The sequence below is a fragment of the Alcanivorax xiamenensis genome (genome assembly GCF_009846745.1).
In the GTDB taxonomy this organism is placed as follows: domain Bacteria; phylum Pseudomonadota; class Gammaproteobacteria; order Pseudomonadales; family Alcanivoracaceae; genus Alloalcanivorax; species Alloalcanivorax xiamenensis.
Window position 1 is genome coordinate 24,306 of the sequence record NZ_AQPF01000032.1, and the last position, 19,446, is coordinate 43,751.

Genomic DNA, 19,446 nt, shown 5'->3' on the forward strand with positions numbered 1-19,446 from the left:
ATGGTGCCTTTCCTGAGAGTGTCCCTATCGACCTTGTTCGTGGTGGCCTCGATCCTGACGCCGGCCTACGCTGTCGAGATCCACCATTGGGAACGCAAACCGATTCCGGTGGACTTGCCCGTCGGTGAGGAGCGCATTGTGCTAATCGACCGCAATGTGCGCATTGGGCTGCCCGCCGAACTGGCTGACCCCGAGGTACTGCGCGTCCAGTCCGTCGGCGGCGCGCTTTATTTAATGGCGAAACAGGCCTTTGAAACACAGCGAGTGCAAGTCCAAGACATTGAGTCCGGCCAGATTTTTTTAATCGACCTGGCCGCCACGGAAGGAGCCAGTGCCGAGGATCTTCGCATCGTCGTCTCCGGGGACCAGTCGGTAACGTCCGCGGCAGATAAGAAAAAATCGGCCAACGAAGAGGGAGCTTCTTCAACTGACGCGTCGAACGCGCCGCCCTTGCCGGTTCGATTGACGCGGTACGCTGCACAAACCCTGTACGCGCCCTTGCGCACTGTGGCGCCACTACCTGGCGTGCGCCGTGTCCCCATGCGCCTCTCAAAAAAAGTGCCGCTGTTTTGGGAGCTGCCGTTGCAGGCTCGGCCTTTGGCGGCCTGGCGTCTGGACGGTTTGACCGTCACGGCGGTGGAAATCACCAACCCGGATCCCAATCGGGAATTCGGGCTCGATCCACGCCGCCTGCAAGGCGAGTTCGTCGCCGCGACGTTTATGCACCCAAGCGTGGGTCCGTCCACCTCAGAGTATGCGCAAACCACGGTGTTCCTGATCACCCGTGGAGGTGGACTGGAAAAAGCGCTCTACCCCGCGGCACCGAAACGTCAGGGCGCTGAGACGAAGGAGACAACCGATGCTGAAAAGTAATGGGTTGCTCAAAATTCTGCTGCCGTTCCTCGTCATCGTGGTTCTGGTGATCGTGATTCGAGGCTGCAACAGCGACGACGCCCCGGACACGGCAACCTCCGGGGATTCCGGTGCGCCGGACGCGTCTCTGACGTTGACGGACGATGAGATCCAAGCACTGGGTATCGAGGGGGATACGCCCCGGGATACAGTCGCCACCCTGGTCGGCGAGATGCGCGCCATGCGCAAAGAGCTCGATGACACCCGGACGGAAAGCCAACAGCTGCGCGAGCAGAATGAGCGCCTGACGGAGCGGGCGGGTAACGTGGACAGCGCCATCCAGGCCGCGCTACGCGAAGAACGCCGGCGCGAGGCCGAAAAAGACCAGTCCTTGCTCAAGACGTTCGAGTCCAAACTGGACACACTGCGTCATTACACCGATCGCGGCGGTGATGGCTCAGATCAAGAGGAGCTTCCCGTTGGCTTGGGCCTGGGCGACGGCGGTCTGAGAAACGGTTCTCTGGGGGCGGCCGGTACCATCACGCCAGGATTGGTCTGGGTCAACCCGGCCGACGCCCGCACCGACGAAAAGACAGGGGAATCGGTGTTTCCTTCCGCCTTTTCCTTTTCCGATACCGCCACTGGCGGCGCGAAGGCGCTGGGCCGGGCCGCCGACAGCGTGGAAAGCCGTATTAAGGGTAAAGCGGATCCGAACACCGTGCGCCCGGTCTATACCATTCCCCAAAACTCGACGCTGACCGGCTCGGTGGCCATGACCGCCCTGCTCGGCCGCGTGCCCATCGACGGCACCGTGAACGACCCCTACCCGTTTCGAGTGATCGTCGGCAAAGAGAACTTAACGGCGAACGGCATCGAGATCCCTGAAGTCCGTGGCGCCATTCTCGCCGGCACCACCACCGGGGACTGGACCCTGTCCTGTGTGCGGGGTCAAGTCGATAGCATCACCTTTGTGTTTGACGACGGCACCGTGCGCACCGTCCCCACCCCCGACGATCCGGACGACGGTAATTCTTCCTCTAAAAAGGGTGGGATCGGTACCCTTTCAACGCCGCATGGGCTGCCGTGTATTCCCGGCGAGCGCAAAACCAATGCCCGCGAGTTCCTACTGACCACGTTCCTCATGGCAGGCGCGGAAGGCGCCGCTGACGGCATCGCCATGGGCGAGACCAGCACTCAGATGGACACCAATGGCGCCTTTACCGCCCTGACCGGTAACGCCGACAAGTTTATTTTGGGCCGCTCCGCCTCCGAAGGCCTCTCCGAAACCCGGAAATGGGTGCAGGAGCGGTTCGGCCAGACGTTCGACGCCGTCTACGTGCCGCCCGGCCAGCCGGTCTCCGTGCTGATCGACGTTCCTCTTCCCATCGACTACGAAACCGAAGGACGAAAGGTGCACTATGCGCAATCCTCCTGGTCCCAACCTTCTCTTGATTGATTTTTTAATCGGTACCAAGCGTGCCCTGGTGGCCGCGGCCACCGTACTCGGCGTCCTCGGTCTGGGTGGCTGCGCCACTTCGCAAGACAAACTGATGCCGGTGGATGAGGCCACCACCATGGCGGACCTGTGGCGTCAGGGCGGGCAGTCCGCAGACTCCGCCGCGTCATCGACTCAAAACACACATCCGCGTCTTCAGGAAATCCGGCATACCCTGCGCCGGCCGTTGCCGGACGCTCAACAGGGGCTGGGGCCCTATCACCCGTACACGCGCCATGTCGAAAACGAGATCCGCAGTCAGTTCCCCCGCCTGCCCAATCCCGATTTGGTGATGTACGTGTATCCGCACCTGGCGGGCAGTCCCGAGGGCGAACAGGTGCCAGTGCCGGGGTATTCGACGGTGTTCCCGTTGTACGAGCGGGTCCAGTACGCCCAGCCCGGAGAGGTGGCCTGGCCGTGGCCCGCGCAGTCCGTTGAAAAACCGTAACCCCCCCGGCTCTGCCCATTCCTGCTGACCGGAAGCTGTTAGGACATCGTTATGCTCGATACTTTGAAAGCCCTCTTCAGCCCCCACTCGAAAGAGCAGCGGCCAGCAACGGCTCAAGATCTCGACGACACGGGGCCGAGTGCTCCAAGTGATGACGGTAACGACGGGCTACGGGCAGAACCTCGCGGCAAGCCCCTGACCTGGCGGGAGATCAAACAGTCCTACCAGAGAGGTCCGTCGTTCACCCGTTTTTTGCCTTGGGTGGAATACCTTCCGGAGTCGGGCTGTTTTTTATTGGAGGATGGCGTCTCTGTTGGCATTGCCGCCGAGGTGACGCCGCTGCCCACCGAGGGACGTTCTCAAGCCGCGCTATCAGACCTTCGTGATCAAATCGAAGCCACGCTACAGGATGCGATTCCCGAATACGACAGTCACCCTTGGGTGCTGCAGCTGTATTGCCGGGACGAAGTGGATCCCCGTGCCGACATCGCCCATCTGAGACAGTACGCCGATCCGAACCTGCTGGAGACCACCTTCACCCAGGCGTGGCTGAACAGTATGGCGCAGCACCAGCAGGCCATCGCCAAGCCCGGCGGGCTGTTTCATGATGATGTGGTGACCCGCACGGATTGGCGCGGGCAAACCCGCCGGGTGCGTCTGGTGCTGTATCGCTGGCTCGGCCCCAATCCCAAAGGCGTCCCCGACGAAGCCGCCAACCAGGTCTATGACCGTCTGGCCGCCGGCCTGGAAGGCACGGGTTTACAGCTCAAAAAAATGGATGGGGCGGCGTTTCACCGGTGGCTAGTGCCTTGGTTTAACCCGCGCCCCGCCACGGACGCCGAGGCGCCGCACCGGTTCTACGAGCGGGTGGCGTATCCCGGGGACGAGGCGGTGTCCGCTCTGCCCGATTACGATTTTTCGGAGGACTTGATCTACCAGTCACCTCGCGGCGATGCGGATACCGGGTTGTGGTATTTTGATGGCCTGCCACACCGCGCCATTCCGGTCGAAGAGATCCGGAAGGCTCCAGAGGTCGGTCACCTGACCGGGGAAATGCCCCGCGCCGGGGGCAAGGCCTTCAATGCGGTGATGGACATCCTGCCCGAAGACACCGAGATGGTCTTGACCATCGTGGTCACCCCCCAGGAGCCCCTGGAAGACCACATCAATACCCTGCACGGCAAAGCCCACGGCGACAGCGTGCACGCCACGGCGGTGCGCGAGGACTGCCAAACCGCCCGGGAGATGCTCAGTAAAAACCACAAGCTGTATCGCAGCGCGCTTGTATTCTATGTTCGGGGCCATGATGAAACCGATCTGGAGCAACGCAGCCTGACGCTTCAGACGCACTTGCAAAGTGCCCAGCTGAAGCCGGTGGACGCGGAAGACGAAATCGCCCCCCTCAACACCTGGTTGCGCTGGCTGCCCATGGCGTTTGACCCGCAACAGGACAAACAAAACTGGTACACGCGGCTGAACTACGTCCAGCACCTGGCGAACCTGGCGCCGTTTTTTGGCCGGTCTCGCGGTACCGGGAACCCCGGCCTGAGTTTTTTTAATCGAGGTGGCGGCTCCTTCGGGTTTGACCCTCTATCGTTGGAAGATCGGGCCAAGAACGCGCATACGCTGATCTTCGGCCCCACCGGCGCCGGCAAGTCCGCCACCATGAACGCCATCTTCAGCCAGGTGATGGCGATGCGCCGGCCCCGCTTGTTCGTGATTGAAGTGGGCAATTCGTTCGGGTTGTTGGGGGAGTATTTCCAGCGACAGGGACTGAGCGTCAATCGCGTCAAGCTGGCGCCCGGGAAGGCCCCACCGTTACCGTTGTTTTCCGAAGCGCACCGGCTGCTCGACGAGAAAACCATGGAACGCCGCAAGGTGGAGGACCGGCAGGACAAATGGTCCGAGGAGCCCGCGCCGCTCCCCGACGACGGCAGCGAGGACGACGCCCCGGAAGAGGATGAACGGGATGTCCTGGCGGAGATGGAGCTCACCGCCCGCCTGATGATCACCGGGGGCGATTCCAAGGAAGAGGCGGAATACCGGCGCGCGGACCGGCGGCTGGTGCGGGATGCCATTTATCGGGGCGCGGAGCGCAGCCTGGCCGAAGGGCGGCAGTGTCTCACTGAAGACGTGGTGGCCGGTCTTCGAGACATCGCCATTGACCCGAATGTACCCGAACCGCGACAGGCGCGGGCCCATGAAATGGCCGAGGCCATGGCGCTGTTTTGTGACGGATTCGATGGCGACGTGTTCAACCGACCCGGCGACGCCTGGCCGGAATGCGACGTCACCATCGTCGATCTGGCCCACTTTGCTCGCGACGGCTATGAGGCCCAGCTGGCCCTGGCGGTGATTTCCCTGACCAACATCATCATCACCTTGGCGGAACGGGACCAGTATTCCGGTCGCCCCATTATTCAGGCGATCGACGAATGTCACATCGTGACCGTCAACCCCTTGTTGAGTCCGTACCTGGTCAAGGCGGGCAAGATGGGCAGGAAGCTCTCCTACTGGATTTGGCTCGCCACTCAGAATATGGAGGATTTTCCCGATGCCGCCGAGAAGCTCCTCAACATGGCCGAGTGGTGGCTGTGCCTGGTCACGCCCCCGGATGAGATCGAGCAAATCTCACGGTTCAAGACCCTGTCCGCCGATCAGAAGGCCCTTATCGCCAGTGCGGCCAAAGCCCCGAAACGCTACACCGAAGGCGTGGTCCTGGCTGACCGCATCGAGGCGCTGTTCCGCATCGTGCCGCCCTCTCTGTATTTGACGCTCGCCGGCACCGAGGGCGAGGAGAAGCAGGAGCGCAAGCACGTGATGGACGAACATCACTGCGGGGAGCTGGACGCCGCGATCCGCATCGCCGAAGAGATGGACCGCAAACGGGGACTGGCCGGCCACTGACGGCGCGCCCCCACGGCACCCATCGCAATCTTTGACCCCATCTAGAATTCCACTGAAGGAGCCCTCCATGCCCCACACCCCGACTTGCACGGCACCATTGAATACATCTCGGGACCAAGGTGATGCCCCCAAAAAACCCGTTGCCTCGCACCGCGACACGCTTTCCCAAAGCCAGCCCCCTTTTCAGTTCCAGCGGGTGGACACGCCGGACGGCGGCGTCACCTTTCGGCAGCACCGGCATCCCGGCCGTGAGGGTGTGGTCCTGGATGTGAGCGTGGCATTCGGAGAGGCAAGCCCCGCGGAACTGTCGCTGGACCTGCGCCGACGCACGCGCCGCGGTAACGGCCGCATCGGTGAGCAGCGGATCTTTCAATGGTCCCTGGATGCCCGCACCGCCGTCCAACTGGCCAGTGTCCTGATCCTGATTGCCGAAACCCAGTTGCAGGATCTCGACGAACAGCCTCACACCACCATCGCCGCCGAACCGGACAAAGCCGATTTCGGCTACAACTGGGTGCGCGACGACATGGCCACCGCCGTGACCCGGCTGGAACAACGCAAGCAGCGCGGCCATCTGTTCGGGCTGGTCCAACGCTGCCTGGAACTGTGCGATGAAAAGCGGTTCATTCAGGAACTGGCGCTTGATCTCGCCGCCTGGGCGGAGCGCTCCGGCGACGGTTACGCGGCGCAGAAAGCCACTAGCGCACTGGCTCAGATTGGACTGATTTCCGAAAGGACACTTAATTGACGGTTGATGCCGCGTTACGCCGCGTCGCCTGCTCCTTTTTCTGGCGACGATACCAATCGCTCAGATCATCCAGCAGCGCTGCCTCCAAGTCGCGTGTCCGTTCGTGCGCTGGTGCTGACGTTGACGCCCTGGCCGCCGCCAATGCCGTCCGTTGTTCACGGAATACCGGCGACAGCGCCTCGGTGAAAATGTCGTGCCCCTCCTCGTTCATCCGCCGCCGCAACGCCGAAAACAGCGTCGGCTCAGGAGGGTGAGCCAGCAAACGCGCCCGATCGCTGTCCTCAATGGCGTGTTCTTCAGCCCAGAATAGCACCGCGTCCCGCCAAACGTCGGAATACGGGGCATGCGCGAAGGTAAAACGCCGATCCGCTTGCGGGTGGCCCAGCACATCCGGGTGACGCGCCACGGAGAACGCCGGAACCCAGTCGTCTCCGGACACATAAAACACCGCGGTCAGTCCGTGCACGCCCAGGCCACGGCCCGCTGGCGTCTTGGGATCATCGGTGGTGACGAACCGCTGATACGCCCGTTCCCGCTGCTCGATTTTCCAATCCAGATCCACCCCCACCGCGCTTAACCACTGATAGCGGACCCATAGGTTGGATTTGTTCTGGGAGGATGCCGTTCGAGTGGAGAACGTCGCTTTTCGGGTATGACCGTCGATACAGCCCGTCACCTGGAACCCGACGAAGCCGCGCGGGTGTTGGCCTGGAGCAAAATACTCGATCATGAATGTGTTTATCCTCGTTATACCGTTGGCCTGGATCACATTAGACCAAGCGATAGAGTAACAAAAAATGCCTCGGCAGGGCGTCGGGTTTTTCCGTTGTCGGCGGCGCAGGCGATGGCAGCATGCGGGGACGCCCCATAACCCTGTGTCAATGCCATGCCTTGGTCTCTTCTGAGCGTTCTTGAAAACCCATTCTTCCGTTTCCAGTACCTGCTGGCTGCCGCCCTCGGTACCAGTGCGGGTCTCACGCTTCTGCCCCCTGCTTATGCCGGCACCGAGGTGTTCACCGTCGCCACCGAACCCATGACGTCCGTACCCGACGACGCCGTGGTGGTCGAACTGGACGCCCCAGCCCGGCTCGACGGGGCTTTGTCCATGGATCTGCCCGCTGATCCTGACGCTGCAGCCCAGGCGATGCAGGCGCGCATGCGCTCCGATGACTGGCAACACGTGTTTAAGGAATACGGACGAGCCTACGAAGCCGTGGCCCGGGCCTGGCAGATCGGCATTGAAAAAATACCCGCTGTAGTGGTGGACGGCACTTATGTGGTCTATGGCGTCCACGATGTGGCTCAGGCCCTGCAACGCATTGAGCAGGCTCGGGAGACCACCCAATGACGTTCATATCCACGCTGTTCTATCGGGCACGCCACCGCCTTTGGAAGCTGCCTGGTGTTGTTGGCCTTCTCGGACTTTTCAGCGCCTTCGGTGTTGTCGGTCTTCTCGGCACCGCCGCACCGGCCCGCGCCGTGGACACGGCGTCCATCGTCCAATCCGCCTGGTCCCAGGATTGTCTGCAGTACCGGGTGGTCGGCGTGTGTCTGTGGCTGCGCTGCACGCCGTTTGGCTGCTCGGTGCGCAGCAGCGTCAAAGTCGGCCATTACATCCCGGAGCTGGTGGTCAGCAGCTATCAGAACACCGGCAAAAACCCCTGGCGGGACGTGGCGTTCATGAGTCCTCCGAATGGCAATGCCCGCGGAGGTGGCGTTACCGCCGAGGGTACCGACGCCGCCAGTGCCACCGGCGAGGACGGCATTCACAATAGCCTACGCTTCAAGAACGGCGATGCCATTGGACATCCGGCCTCGGCGATTTTTAGTCAATTCACCGGGCAATGGGGATATACCTGTTCCACCCCGGCACGGCCGTTGCAGCCGTATTTTTTGTCCGTATTGGACACCTACGCCTGGCGCGAAGGGCTGCCTGAAAAAGTGTATCCCCAAGCGCTCGTCCCGGGCCTGCGTGAGGTCCGTCAAGGACTATTGAACCGCTGGGGCAATGTTTATCCCCGGGCCGGGTTCGTGACTCAGTCCAACGATTACAAAGCCGCCGCCGTGGTGGCGCAGCGGGTGGCGGATCTGGTCACCCGCAACGGCCAGCCCCACGTCTACACTCCGCTGGTGCCCCGAACCCGCAGCTCTCGTGGCATTTGGGCCCCGCCCCCGGTCAAGGAAGGTGACAAGGACACCCACAAGTGGCAACGCCTGACACCGGCCATGACCCAGTCCTGCGCCGTGTTTCCGGACCGCGGTCCCGCCGCCTCGTTCCGGGGGCATCTGGCTCAACAAGGCGACTACGCCTGGGCGCTGTGGCGACCGTACAGCTGCTGCAAGAAACGCGGACAGAAACTCCTTTCCCATACGGGAGATTACCCATGAGGACCTTGAGTGTGATCTTAAGTCGGGCGCTGGCGAGGTCGGTATTCGCTGCGTTTTTCATGTTGATGCTCTTCCCCGCCCCTGGCCGGGCCGAGTCCGCGGACAGTCTCTATTATCAGATCGGCGGCGCCTCGCCGGTGGCGATTTCGGCCGGACGGGGTCACCAGCCCGGGCAGATCGGCCTGGGGCTGCGCTGGAACGCCAACGCCCGCTGCGGCAATTTTGATCCCAAAATCACCGTGCGCAACCAACTCAATGGGGCCACGGATGGCTTTCGGAGCATGATGGGCAACATCGTCCGTAATGCACAGGGGGCAGTCGCCAGTCTGCCCGCCATGATCATTCAGCGGGCGGATCCGGGCCTTTATGACCTGGTCACCAACGGTGTGCTGCAGGGCAAGGCGGATTTCAGCAAAGCCAAACTGTCCTGTCAGCAGATGGCCGAGAAAATGGGCGACATGATCCCCACCAGCGGCTGGCAGCGCCGGGCCGTGGCCGAAAACTGGCAATTGGCCGCAATGGCGTCTCCGGATGCAGTCCGTGCCGAAGAGCGCGTGGAGGATGAGGCCGGCAACCGGGGCACCACCTGGGTGGGCGGCGAAAAACGCGGCGGCAGTGGTCAAGCACCGATTCGAGTCATGAACGACACCGCCACCGCCGGTTACAACATCCTGCACGGCCGCACCAACACCACCGATACGTCGCCGGTCAGTGGCGGTGGGGGTGGCTGGGGCTCCGTGCCCACGGATGACGGTAACTGGGCTGGAGGTGGCGGTAATGGTGGTGCCGGCGGAGGTGGGTCCGCCTGCCGGGGTGGCATGTGTACGGTCTGGGGCTCGCCACAGGAGGCCGCCCAGTGGATCAGCAAGGTTGCGGGCGAAGAGGTGCATCGTACCTGTGATGGGTGCGAAAAAGTCACCACCGAGGCCGGTGCCGGCCTGATGCGCGATCTTGAAGACGAACAGCAAAAGCTCGCTCAGGATCTGGCCAGCATGGTTAATGGCACCACACCGACGACGCCGGAGAACCTGCGCAAGGTCTCCGCCGGTCCTGGATTGTCCGTATCACGCGGTGTCATCGAAGCGCTGAAAACCGACCCGGAAGGCCCGCTGCTGCTCCACCGCCTGGCCGGTGAGATGGCGCTGGCCCGTACCCTGACCAAAGCCATTTGGGCACGCCGTCTATTGCTGGCCGGCGCCAGCGAACCCGGGATCTCCGACAACGAGGAAGGTCAGACCGCTATTGATCGGCGTCTGCAGATCCTGGATCGGGACATTGATTCGCTCCAGACCGAGATGGAAGTGCGCCAGGCGCTGGCCCGTAATGCAGCCAGCACCGCTATTTTACGGCGCTCGGGGTCCGCAAGGACCGGGGCACCAGAGTCCGGCGATGCCCTGCCCGATCCGCTGGATCAATTGAAGTAAGTTATGCCGGGCCTCCTTGTGCCCCTGTGTATGGATCGCGACCCAAACCGTAGCACAGGATGCGCCCGGCACCCTTTTCATCGCCGATCAGCGAGGCGAGCCCATGTTGTCTGCACCGCCACTATGGCTCCCCTTCCAACTGGAGCCCGACCCAGTCCGGCAAGAGCGGTTCAATATCGGTGTCGGCATCATCCGTAATGACCGGTTGACCACGCGCTTTGTCGAGGCTCTCTGGCCCCTCTTCCCTCTCTACGCCGGACGGCCCGACGTGGATTTTGATGCCCTCGACGACATTGTGCGCGCCGCAACCGCGTACTATCCGGATCAAGCCTATTCCGAGGTTCGCGCCGCAACGCCTCTGCATCCACAGCTTCATCTTGGTGAGCCTCAGCCATTGGCCGCACCCACCCAGGGCACGCGCCAACTCGATGCGCTTTTCCGAGCGCAGGTCGGTCTTGCTCAGACGGTCCCCCGTCCTGAGCCGCTTTTTCAGATTGGCCCCAACGGCGACAGTAGGCTTAGCCCCGATAGTCAAGATCGTCTTGCCACGCTCCGGGAGCGCCTCCAACGACACGCGGGATCACCACGGCGCACTTGGCTCTCTGCTTTTCGTGTCGCAGGCCGGATGTATTGGTGTGCGGACATCACGGGGGCAAAGCAGGACATCACCGTACAGATGGCCATTACAGGCCGAACGAATTGGCCCTCCGAGGATGACGTCCTCGACGGCATTCTGGAGTGGGAGGCGGTGGATGATCTGGACGCCTGGCAGACCCTGTTGTTCCTGAGCCAGGGCTCGGTCAACGACGTCCGCATCGCGCATTACTGCGGTGAGCGCAACACCAAGTGGTTCTATCTATCGCCAGTTATCGAAAGGCCGTCGTCATGAACGCTTCTAAAATCAGCTCCCTCGGCACTCAGGACTTGCAGTCTCAGTTGGCACAGGCTATTGATGCCCATCCCCAGTGTCGGCCCGGATTGCTGGCCACCCATCGGGTAGTCTCGACCGCCTGCGGCCCCTCCGGCGATGTGGAGTTGTTGGCGCGGATCCATGTGGGCGCCCTGGGCCGAGGGCACTGGCATGCCCACGTTGCAAGGTTGCCCGTTCCGGCACCCGAGACGTCAAAGACAGAAAAAAAGACCGTAAACACGGCACCGCCATACCCTTTCACCGCCCTGATCTGCCACAGCAACATCGTCTATGACGCCCCTGAGGTCAATCTGCTGTTTCAGCGCCACTATTACTGGATGCGTGACCGGGTCTACTACACCGTCCCCAAGGCCGGGCATCGTGATCAGCTCTGCCGCTCTGCCACCTCGTTCGCGCAGGCGGTGCAGGCGTTGGCGGCGATGCTGCGCACGTTCCACCCCGATCACCATCTCGGCGAGCCGGAAGGCGGGGAGTTCTGGGACACGCGGGTCCAGGCGCTTTACGGCACCACCGTCACCGTCATCGATGGCGCCCCGCTGGCACCGCCGGGTACCCCTTTGGTGTGGGAAGCCGAGCCGTAAAACACCGTGATTGTAAGGAGAGCGAGATCATGCCCCACTCCCCATCCGCCCAAACGCGGCACGAGGCCGCCGCACTCATCCAGGCCCGATTGGCGGATCGGCCCGATCTGGACGCCGGCACCCTGCTGACCCAGCGGGCGTTGGTCACCTCCGACGGCCCCTTCGAGGGGCCGGAAGCGTTGGTTCTGCTGGACTGCGGGGCCGGTCTAAGCCCCGATTACGGTCACGTTTTACCCCATCCGCACCAGCCGAACCGGTTCGTTTTTGCCTGCTGTACACCCGTCGGCCGGTTTGATGGTGCCAACGCCGACCTCGTTCTGGCCCGTTATCATCACCTCGTGCGGATCCAGAACCGGTATGAGCCCTACCCCTCTCGCGACGGTGTTCTGTCCTACCAGGAAACCAAGTCCTTCAACGACGCGGTCAGCACCCTAGTGGCGTTTATTCGGATATTCGATGTCTGGCGTGAAGAACGGCTGCCCCCTCTCGAAACTCCTCGACATTTATTCCCGGAAACCCGTCTGCTCGACATCTACGGTGTAGGAAACTATTGACCACGCAACGCCATCAGGGCGGCCAGTAGCCGCGGCTTATCCAGAATCCACCCAAAACGTCGTGATGCCTCAAGATAGACGTCCTCTCCGATCGGCACTTCGCTACCTCTCACGACGTTCCCTCCATCCGAGAAGCACTTAACCATCCGGCAGGAACGTTTCCCCTCCCAGATCTGGGAAAGCGGGCTCGATCCGCCTTTCTGTATCAGGAAGTGAAAGGGATAGTCCCTGGGGCCTTCCCCCTTCTCGATATTCACCAACGCCAAAAGTGTGAAGGGGACCGCCCAAAGCGGGATACCCCGATACGCCCAAATGCGGCGCTGATCCGCTCGCCGGATCATCTCGCCAAATTTAGCGACAGGGAACGGAATCGGCTTGCCGCCCCGATGGCACATCTGTCGACAAAATTCATATGCGGCGCACAGCGTGTCCCGCTCAAAAAACTGGGCACGAAGACGCTCTCCCCGGGTTGTATCCCAACCATCGGCATACATGCCTCGAAAGCGCCCACCTCGATTAGCCTGGGGGCAGTCGTCCAGTGGGTCCGCATCATCCTGACGGTCAGGATGATGGAAACTCCGCGGCACATCTGGGTTAGAGCTTTGTACGCCGTAAGGGTGAACAGGTTCACCACACGAAGGGCAGTACGCGTGAATGCCCTTCGCCCGATATTCTGGCGTAGCTCTCTGAATAAACTCCTCCGGGGTCACTATCTGGCCTCCAGGCCGTGCAAAACACGCATATCGCATCCCTTCACCTCTATTCGCATCCCTATTCAGACACTGCCAGCCTCATCCCCTTGGTTGAAGATGTGAGTGCCGCCTTCGCCAATGTGTGGGTTACAACCCCGCAAACCGAACCGCCTAAAATTCAACACCAAGACGTTAGGGTTTTCCATTGATCCGAATCGTATCCTCGGCAGCATGATCAGCATCGTGATTGTCAGACCTCGGATCCCACTATGCCTGCACGTCCTACCTGGTACCGCCCTGCTCGCTGGAGCCATCTCTCTCGCTGGACGCTGTTTTTCGGCCTATGGGCCACCCTGCTTGGTTTGAGCCTGGTGCTGACCGCCATTGGCAGCCTTCTGGCAGGTGGCCTTTATGAATGGCATGCCCTCATGGCTCGCCTGACGCCGTGGTGGGTGGTCTGGCGGATCGGGCTCTATCTCACTATAGGCATTCTCTACTGGCGCCGGTGGCGGCCCCGGATCCTCGCCTCAGTCGCCCGGGATCGAGATGGCGGTGCCGCTGCCCGGTACCGACTACGCCGCAGTGAACGGGCTGTTGTGATCGTTATCGCCACCTTGGAGCTGTTCAACGTCCTGTCTTACGCCGGAGGTACCCAATGAGCGCGGATCTGATGACCTTCGGGTATTTCGAGCACGTCGTTCTGATGATCGGCTGGGTAGTCAACAACGCCATCTGGGGCATGCTCAACGAGAGCATGGTCGCCGCCCTGCCCTTCGTTGCCCTGGTGCTGAGGGAATGGTACCAGGCGCGCCGGGAGGGGGAGGACGAAGGCAACAAAGGGCTGCTCACTCTGAACCGGATCGAAGCCGGCTTTTACGCCATGATTTTGATTTATGGGTTCTGTACGGCACCGATCATGAGCGTTAATTTCCAAACGGGCGAATACGACCAAACGCACTTCCAGCAGTGCGGCACCACCGTCTACGAGAGCACAGGGGGAACCGGTGCCGGCATGTCGGCCCAGATCCCTCTGTGGTGGGCGGCCGTTCACGCCGTATCTCATGGCGCCACCAATGCCGCGGTGGCCTCCCTACCCTGTAAACCGGCGTACCAGCACGTCGCCCAGAAGCTGGATGAAACGGTCGTCAAAGACCCCAAGCTGCGGTATCAGCTGAATGAATTTCAGCAGTGGTGTTTCGGGATGGCGCGCACCAAGCTGCTGCGCGACTCCGCCGGCAACAGCGTGCCGCCGGATGTGACGCTTGATGTGGACTGGATCGGCTCCAGCTACTTCCTGAATACACCAGGCTATTACGACAGTCTGTACGCGGACAAACCCACACAGGGGTTTCCGTATGACGCCACACGCGATGCAGGACGTTCCAGCACGGGGCCCGGCCAACCCGGCTACCCGACCTGCAAGGAATGGTGGGAATCCGGCACGGTGGGACTACGAGCCCGCTTGATGGACCAGGTGGATACGGACACCCAAAGCGCCCTCTCCACGGTATTTGGGACCAGCTCCGCCGAGGATGCGGCCCTGCGCCGGGTGCTCAAAGGCAACCCCCGCCCGTCACGGAAGCCAGGCTACGGCAGCACCTTTGCCGAAGAGGGTCTGAGCGGTTGGGTCGCCCGCCTAGCCAACGACGCGGTCGGGTTTATTGGAATGGGAGCAGCCGCCGCGGCAGCCGCGCCGGCGAAGGCCATCATGGTGGACGCCCTGCCCATGGTGCAGTGGTTGACGCTGATGGCCATGATCATGGCCCTGCCCTTCATCCTGGTGTTTTCCGGGTACTCCTGGAAAGTCACGGGGCTCTTCACCTTCATCATGTTCGGCACCGTGTTTATGACGTTTTGGTGGCAATTGGCGGCGTGGTTGGACAACAACCTGACCGAGATCCTCTACGGCGCCGACATGGAAGGTTGGTTGGCTGGCCTTGGCAACAGCAAGGAAAAGAGCATCCGCTGGTTCGTCAGCTTCTCCATGTACCTGGTGCTGCCCGCACTGTGGATGAGCATGCTTGCATGGGCTGGATACAGAGGTGGCGAAGCAGCATCAACCGCTATTAAAGGTGGACAGGAAGAGGCTAAATCGGCTGGCGGGAAAGGCCCAAATGCCGCCAAACAAGTAGCCGGGAAAGCAAAGAAATAGTCATAAAGGGCAAGCCCTAAGCTTGCCCTTCCCTACCAGTTATATGGATTCCGTTGATCCAATGACAAGCTATTTAGGTGCTCATCATCTTCGGTCGCACCGGATGATGAACCGGAGTCATCTTCATCGGGAAGAAAGGCTACCAAACCACCATTCAGAAGGCCTCGCCCAAGGACTCCGACCGCAAGAAGCCCGATAACGGCAACCGCAATCCAAGCAACAACTGATTCCAACAAAGAACCGAATACCAGCAGCACCAGAGGCAGGCCGATGAGCAGTGCCGCCAGGATCCAAGCGGTCTGGCGGGAGCTTCGATCTTTGTTAGCGGACGTCAGCTCGGGATTGTCTGCCCAGGCGCGAGCCTCTTCAGCACGGGGTCCCGCTTCCGGGTTCTGAGCCTTCGGACGTTTTGCGCGCAGGCAATCCCGCCACGCCATCGGCTCGGAGGCCGGCTGTTGTGCCTTCTCCGTCCAATGCCGATCGTTTTCAGCTTTATGGTGCTCTGCCTGATTCAGGGGCTCATCGGTCATGACGCCCTCCCGGGTCATCGTGGCTGTTCAAATAATGGTCAGTTTGCCTTAGTGGTATTTGTAGAGCAAGCTGGTCTATCTAGATCCTCCAATTCAGTTGTAGTCAAAGAACCTACCACTTCCGCTTCATGTGGTCCCTTTAACTTCCTCTTTGCTGTCAACATCCTCTTTAGGATGCGTTGACTCTCTATATCTGTAAGTCTCGGAAACAAAGTCAATGAAAGCCACTGCGGAGGTTACCGCCAAGCGAGCGTGACGTGGCTGAAGGCCTCGATGCTGCCCATCCCGGCCATGGCCGCTACCGTACAATCCACGGATACGGGCAAGATTGCTTGTGAGTTGGGTGAGGTTGCGTAGAATCAAACGAATCGCCTCAGCTCCTTTCGCTTCATCGGTGATACCCTCTGGCACCAAGCGTAACTCCTTAGTTAATTTTTTTGTTATATCTCCCAGATCATCTGACTTAGAGACCAATACACTCCGTTTACTGAGTATTGTTTTGCAGCACGATTCCACCAAATCCTTCGCGGTGCCGATAGCAAGGGCGGGGTCACGATCCACTGCATTTTCCAAGCGTTCAATTTCCTTTGCCATCCAGCCTGCATCCAATGCGTCAGCAACGGTCTTGGCACGGCTTACCGCGTGAGATCCCCTGTGAGCAACTTGGCAATAAGCAAAGCGGGGGCGGCCCGCTATTCGTTCTTCCTCTCGTATTTCCCAACCAGCCGGGTGTAGTTGATCATTAAAATGTGAAACCAGCTTAAACGCCTCACTCCGACTAGGGCGTGCTACAGGATGCACCATTTCACATAAGAAGCGTAAAAAAGTATCAGCAGGGCCATCCAGCAAGTTGAATCGTTCATCCGTAAAGACCCAATTACGCTCCCAATCTTCATTATTTATACAGTGCTGCCAAATATCGCTTGCCGCGTCTTTATATCGAATATCGTAGGAAGGCAATGCTTGGAGATCAAAAATTCGGCTTAGAAACTCAACTTCATTAAGCTCACCATGCCAAGTGGTGTCCTCCAAACGCAATCCATCCAAAATATTAATCCGGGTTTGACGCGGAAGATCATTCCCCTCTTCTCGCCAATTACTCCTTTTCACCCTTGCAGGGACGATCTTTGCGGAATACCAGTTCTCGGTCTCCCGCTCCAAGACCATTTTCAGACGGGCTGAAATCTGCTCCTCAATTTGACTCTTCCGAGGGCCTAGATGGACCAACTCTCTCGGAGAAACCTCAATTAAGACCTCCCATATTTCTATACCACCGTTCCAGTTATCATACCCTGTCTGCCTTGCACAGCAGTTATTATCACGAACCAAATCTGCGACCTCGCTCATGCCTTCCTCCAAGAGTAATGCATGAACTGTTGCCAAAATCTCTTCTAGTTGCGGACTTTCCACCGGACCTCCTTAGTTTTAAGCAAGCACATAACAAACGACCGCCACATTAATTTTCAGCCATCTGGTGGTTCCCACCTTGCATTGAGTGCAACCAATCACAACGGCCACAACAAAACTCTATCCATTACGACTGATTAATTCGGGAGCTCTATCCTCCCACCACTTTCGGCGCACCTGGCGACCATGAGAGCGCACTCCCCATATCAGCGGCATAATGTCTTTAATATGCGCTTTCTTAGCCCATCCCCCCAGATAGCGCATATATCCAATTACATTCACATACTCACCAACAGCATTAGTCAAAACCTTAAAACTATCGTCATTCCATTGATGACCACCGGCAATGCTACTGGAAAAAAGATCAACCAATACGGGTGTGGGTTTAAGGCCAAAGCTCGTGATACCGGTCACCACCGTTGCGCAGATCGGATCTGGGGAAAATGCCCACTCTTCACTGTTGTCTTGGTGCACCCTCACCCCCATCTTCAATGAGAAAATCAACGCCTCTTCCTGAACTTCGATTAAAGCCAAACCATCCTCATTAGGCTCTGACACAGGGTGAAAACGCTTGGGATTATTGCCGGGGAATAATTTTCGATAAAGCCCTTCGGTGTCAACTTCATTTGGCACGAGAATTGAGGAAGAGAAAGATCTTATCGAGTCCGCGATATATTTTCGGTGCGCAATATACCCGTTAAAGGTATGCGTTTCAGAGTCCATCTTCATCCGTTTTTCAACATGATGAGATGCATGCAGCCGGGCAACAAAAGCCGCCACAAGTAACGGCAGCCCCACCCACCACATTAAAGGCTGCATCAGAGCAAAGAAGTTATAAAATCCTTCATTAGTAAAATCCATCTTACGCCCGCAAAAAATCCCTAGAAAACCAATAATAAATGGAACAAAAGAAAGTCCAACCCAAAGCAAAAAGGCCCGCTGTTTGTGCACCGCACTATCATCAAAAGAAAAGAAGACAACAACTTTCCTCATCCCTATCCCCCTTACACTTTACATATAAAGTCAAATCATAGTTATTTATTTCCCCCTGGTCATCTCTAGCAGAGCAAGATTCAATTGCATGCGGCAGCCACAGACCTCACCCTATAGCTTAGCAACAGCAAGTCATACAGAGGAAACGGTGTATCTCGATGCCATAACATCATGAAGAGCCGATCGTCCATGAGGAGATTTTTCGCCCCGATAATCAGAAGAGATGATTGTAGGGGACGCGCGGGGATGATTCCAATTTTGGTTGGCCAATCTTATCATCTAGGACACAATACCCTAAGAACCTAGAAAGCTAGTGAATACCGAATGTATAGAAGGGGCGCAAAGTTTAGATGGTGCGATACTCGAGGGTTTTAGAAAATAGATTTAGGCGCCATGGCCCCAAAATTGGTTACTGCGTGCTATGCCGCAAGAAGCGGCGACTAAGCAAAGACCATGTTCCCCCTGCTTCATGTGGAAACAAGAAGGACGTAATACGACAAACTATCTCAACGTTCTTTGAACACGAAGGCGATCGAAAACCACACCCCACCATCCAAGGCGGGAGTCATTTCAGGACACTGTGTTCCACCTGTAATAGCTTGTTAGGCAAGGAATATGACACGGAACTAAAGTCCCTTTATGATCATGTTTCCGCTTTATTTCGAGCAAGAGAACAGGGCTTTTTTCTACCCCCAAAGGGAGAGTTCCCAATCAAGCCGCAACGACTGGCACGATGTATCTTAGGGCATATGTTGGCAGCTTACCCGGTCGAAGCCGTTCTTGATGACGAACAACTCCCCATTGAAGAGACCATCTCCAGTTATGTTCTCAACCCAAGTTCATCCCTTCCCGCCGACCTCAATCTCTACTACTGGTACTATCCTTATTCACCCACAGTTGTCGCTAACACCATGGGAAAGATGATTCTATTTCCAGATAGAACTGTCAGCTTTACAACATCTCTTCTGAAGTTCACTCCCTTCGCTTTTTGGCTTGTATTCAAGAAACCCGAAGGTCTCAGAATTCATTTTCCAACTTTGGCGTCTGGGGAAAATCGCGGATTAGACGAGGAGGCGGGCTTTATCTTGGACTTCGAGAGAGCGACTTCTCAACATTGGCCTGAAATGCCGCGGAGTAACGAGGCTACGTTAACAAGCGAACCCATGACCTCAATCAGCATTCCCAAGCCCAAGAAGCCATCAAGGCACGTGCCAAAAAATTCTACTACATGACAATGCCTCACGCCCTCCGGATCGTGCTCAAGATTTACACGTTGTAGACTAGAAAAGCGCCTCACCGCCGGGGGCTTCAATGTGTCCACTTCCCCTAAAGTGAGACAGCATT

At 58.9% G+C, this 19,446-nt stretch carries 18 protein-coding genes; 13 read left to right on the forward strand and 5 right to left on the reverse strand.

Annotated features, from left to right (window positions below):
- The 5 genes from A6D6_RS15855 to A6D6_RS15875 all read left to right on the forward strand — a co-directional run bounded on the left by A6D6_RS15855 (position 1) and on the right by A6D6_RS15875 (position 6,450).
- Positions 1-873: a TIGR03749 family integrating conjugative element protein gene (locus A6D6_RS15855; RefSeq protein ID WP_159661245.1), complete on the forward strand. Its 873-nt coding sequence runs from the start codon at positions 1-3 to the stop codon at positions 871-873.
- On the forward strand, positions 860-2,308 hold the full coding sequence (locus tag A6D6_RS15860; protein ID WP_159661246.1) for a TIGR03752 family integrating conjugative element protein: 1,449 nt from the start codon (positions 860-862) through the stop codon (positions 2,306-2,308). Before A6D6_RS15855 ends, A6D6_RS15860 begins: the two co-directional genes overlap by 14 nt.
- A complete protein-coding gene (locus tag A6D6_RS15865; protein ID WP_433976351.1) occupies positions 2,301-2,795 on the forward strand; it encodes a TIGR03751 family conjugal transfer lipoprotein in 495 nt (164 codons plus the stop codon). The genes A6D6_RS15860 and A6D6_RS15865 overlap by 8 nt, the downstream gene beginning before the upstream one ends.
- Positions 2,796-2,846: 51 nt before the next feature.
- Positions 2,847-5,702: a conjugative transfer ATPase gene (locus A6D6_RS15870; protein ID WP_159661248.1), complete on the forward strand. Its 2,856-nt coding sequence runs from the start codon at positions 2,847-2,849 to the stop codon at positions 5,700-5,702.
- 67 nt (positions 5,703-5,769) lie between these two features.
- Positions 5,770-6,450 carry a hypothetical protein gene (locus A6D6_RS15875; protein ID WP_159661249.1) on the forward strand — a complete coding sequence of 227 codons (681 nt, stop codon included), beginning with the start codon at positions 5,770-5,772 and terminating at the stop codon, positions 6,448-6,450.
- On the opposite strand, the gene A6D6_RS15880 is transcribed toward A6D6_RS15875, so the two are convergent.
- Positions 6,443-7,180, reverse strand: coding sequence for a hypothetical protein (locus A6D6_RS15880; RefSeq protein WP_159661250.1), 738 nt, complete (start codon positions 7,178-7,180; stop codon positions 6,443-6,445). The two genes, A6D6_RS15875 and A6D6_RS15880, sit on opposite strands and share 8 nt — an antisense overlap.
- A 156-nt stretch (positions 7,181-7,336) precedes the next feature.
- Here A6D6_RS15880 and A6D6_RS15885 point away from each other — a divergent pair, with 156 nt between their 5' ends.
- From A6D6_RS15885 to A6D6_RS22100, 3 genes are read left to right on the forward strand one after another with little or no spacing between them, the layout of a single operon-like run.
- Positions 7,337-7,798: a TIGR03757 family integrating conjugative element protein gene (locus A6D6_RS15885; protein WP_159661251.1), complete on the forward strand. Its 462-nt coding sequence runs from the start codon at positions 7,337-7,339 to the stop codon at positions 7,796-7,798.
- A complete protein-coding gene (locus A6D6_RS15890) occupies positions 7,795-8,838 on the forward strand; it encodes a TIGR03756 family integrating conjugative element protein (protein ID WP_236564129.1) in 1,044 nt (347 codons plus the stop codon). The genes A6D6_RS15885 and A6D6_RS15890 overlap by 4 nt, the downstream gene beginning before the upstream one ends.
- Complete coding sequence (locus A6D6_RS22100) at positions 8,835-10,262, forward strand: hypothetical protein (protein WP_304503116.1); 1,428 nt, start codon at positions 8,835-8,837, stop codon at positions 10,260-10,262. The genes A6D6_RS15890 and A6D6_RS22100 overlap by 4 nt, the downstream gene beginning before the upstream one ends.
- Positions 10,263-10,383: 121 nt before the next feature.
- Here the strand turns inward: A6D6_RS22100 and A6D6_RS15900 are convergent, their stop codons facing one another.
- Positions 10,384-10,836: a hypothetical protein gene (locus A6D6_RS15900; RefSeq protein WP_159661252.1), complete on the reverse strand. Its 453-nt coding sequence runs from the start codon at positions 10,834-10,836 to the stop codon at positions 10,384-10,386.
- A 102-nt stretch (positions 10,837-10,938) separates the two neighbouring features.
- On the opposite strand from A6D6_RS15900, the gene A6D6_RS15905 reads away from it, so the two are divergent.
- The 5 genes from A6D6_RS15905 (at position 10,939) to A6D6_RS15925 (ending at position 15,172) form a co-directional block, all read left to right on the forward strand.
- On the forward strand, positions 10,939-11,151 hold the full coding sequence (locus tag A6D6_RS15905; RefSeq protein ID WP_159661253.1) for a hypothetical protein: 213 nt from the start codon (positions 10,939-10,941) through the stop codon (positions 11,149-11,151).
- Positions 11,148-11,774, forward strand: a complete 627-nt coding sequence (locus A6D6_RS15910) for a hypothetical protein (protein WP_159661254.1) — start codon at positions 11,148-11,150, stop codon at positions 11,772-11,774. Before A6D6_RS15905 ends, A6D6_RS15910 begins: the two co-directional genes overlap by 4 nt.
- Before the next feature lie 29 nt (positions 11,775-11,803).
- Positions 11,804-12,328: a hypothetical protein gene (locus tag A6D6_RS15915; RefSeq protein ID WP_159661255.1), complete on the forward strand. Its 525-nt coding sequence runs from the start codon at positions 11,804-11,806 to the stop codon at positions 12,326-12,328.
- A 961-nt stretch (positions 12,329-13,289) separates the two neighbouring features.
- Complete coding sequence (locus tag A6D6_RS15920; RefSeq protein ID WP_159661256.1) at positions 13,290-13,679, forward strand: hypothetical protein; 390 nt, start codon at positions 13,290-13,292, stop codon at positions 13,677-13,679.
- The gene (locus tag A6D6_RS15925; protein ID WP_159661257.1) at positions 13,676-15,172 is read left to right on the forward strand and encodes a conjugal transfer protein TraG N-terminal domain-containing protein; all 1,497 of its coding nucleotides are present in this window, start codon (positions 13,676-13,678) and stop codon (positions 15,170-15,172) included. The genes A6D6_RS15920 and A6D6_RS15925 overlap by 4 nt, the downstream gene beginning before the upstream one ends.
- 32 nt (positions 15,173-15,204) lie before the next feature.
- On the opposite strand, the gene A6D6_RS15930 is transcribed toward A6D6_RS15925, so the two are convergent.
- From A6D6_RS15930 to A6D6_RS15940, 3 genes are all read right to left on the reverse strand, one after another.
- Positions 15,205-15,702, reverse strand: a complete 498-nt coding sequence (locus A6D6_RS15930; protein ID WP_159661258.1) for a hypothetical protein — start codon at positions 15,700-15,702, stop codon at positions 15,205-15,207.
- Between the two features lie 126 nt (positions 15,703-15,828).
- Complete coding sequence (locus tag A6D6_RS15935) at positions 15,829-17,112, reverse strand: abortive infection family protein (RefSeq protein ID WP_201303812.1); 1,284 nt, start codon at positions 17,110-17,112, stop codon at positions 15,829-15,831.
- A gap of 117 nt (positions 17,113-17,229) precedes the next feature.
- Positions 17,230-18,102, reverse strand: coding sequence for a hypothetical protein (locus tag A6D6_RS15940; RefSeq protein ID WP_159661259.1), 873 nt, complete (start codon positions 18,100-18,102; stop codon positions 17,230-17,232).
- Positions 18,103-19,446: the final 1,344 nt, after the last annotated feature.

Bases quoted from the DNA above. Each gene is read 5' to 3' on its own strand.
- A6D6_RS15855 (WP_159661245.1), top strand. From the start codon at position 1: ATGGTGCCTTTCCTGAGAGTGTCCCTATCGACCTTGTTCGTGGTGGCC.
- A6D6_RS15860 (WP_159661246.1), top strand. From the start codon at position 860: ATGCTGAAAAGTAATGGGTTGCTCAAAATTCTGCTGCCGTTCCTCGTC.
- A6D6_RS15870 (WP_159661248.1), top strand. From the start codon at position 2,847: ATGCTCGATACTTTGAAAGCCCTCTTCAGCCCCCACTCGAAAGAGCAG.
- A6D6_RS15875 (WP_159661249.1), top strand. From the start codon at position 5,770: ATGCCCCACACCCCGACTTGCACGGCACCATTGAATACATCTCGGGAC.
- A6D6_RS15880 (WP_159661250.1), bottom strand. From the start codon at position 7,180: ATGATCGAGTATTTTGCTCCAGGCCAACACCCGCGCGGCTTCGTCGGG.
- A6D6_RS15885 (WP_159661251.1), top strand. From the start codon at position 7,337: ATGCCTTGGTCTCTTCTGAGCGTTCTTGAAAACCCATTCTTCCGTTTC.
- A6D6_RS15890 (WP_236564129.1), top strand. From the start codon at position 7,795: ATGACGTTCATATCCACGCTGTTCTATCGGGCACGCCACCGCCTTTGG.
- A6D6_RS22100 (WP_304503116.1), top strand. From the start codon at position 8,835: ATGAGGACCTTGAGTGTGATCTTAAGTCGGGCGCTGGCGAGGTCGGTA.
- A6D6_RS15905 (WP_159661253.1), top strand. From the start codon at position 10,939: ATGGCCATTACAGGCCGAACGAATTGGCCCTCCGAGGATGACGTCCTC.
- A6D6_RS15910 (WP_159661254.1), top strand. From the start codon at position 11,148: ATGAACGCTTCTAAAATCAGCTCCCTCGGCACTCAGGACTTGCAGTCT.
- A6D6_RS15915 (WP_159661255.1), top strand. From the start codon at position 11,804: ATGCCCCACTCCCCATCCGCCCAAACGCGGCACGAGGCCGCCGCACTC.
- A6D6_RS15920 (WP_159661256.1), top strand. From the start codon at position 13,290: ATGCCTGCACGTCCTACCTGGTACCGCCCTGCTCGCTGGAGCCATCTC.
- A6D6_RS15925 (WP_159661257.1), top strand. From the start codon at position 13,676: ATGAGCGCGGATCTGATGACCTTCGGGTATTTCGAGCACGTCGTTCTG.
- A6D6_RS15930 (WP_159661258.1), bottom strand. From the start codon at position 15,702: ATGACCGATGAGCCCCTGAATCAGGCAGAGCACCATAAAGCTGAAAAC.
- A6D6_RS15940 (WP_159661259.1), bottom strand. From the start codon at position 18,102: ATGAGGAAAGTTGTTGTCTTCTTTTCTTTTGATGATAGTGCGGTGCAC.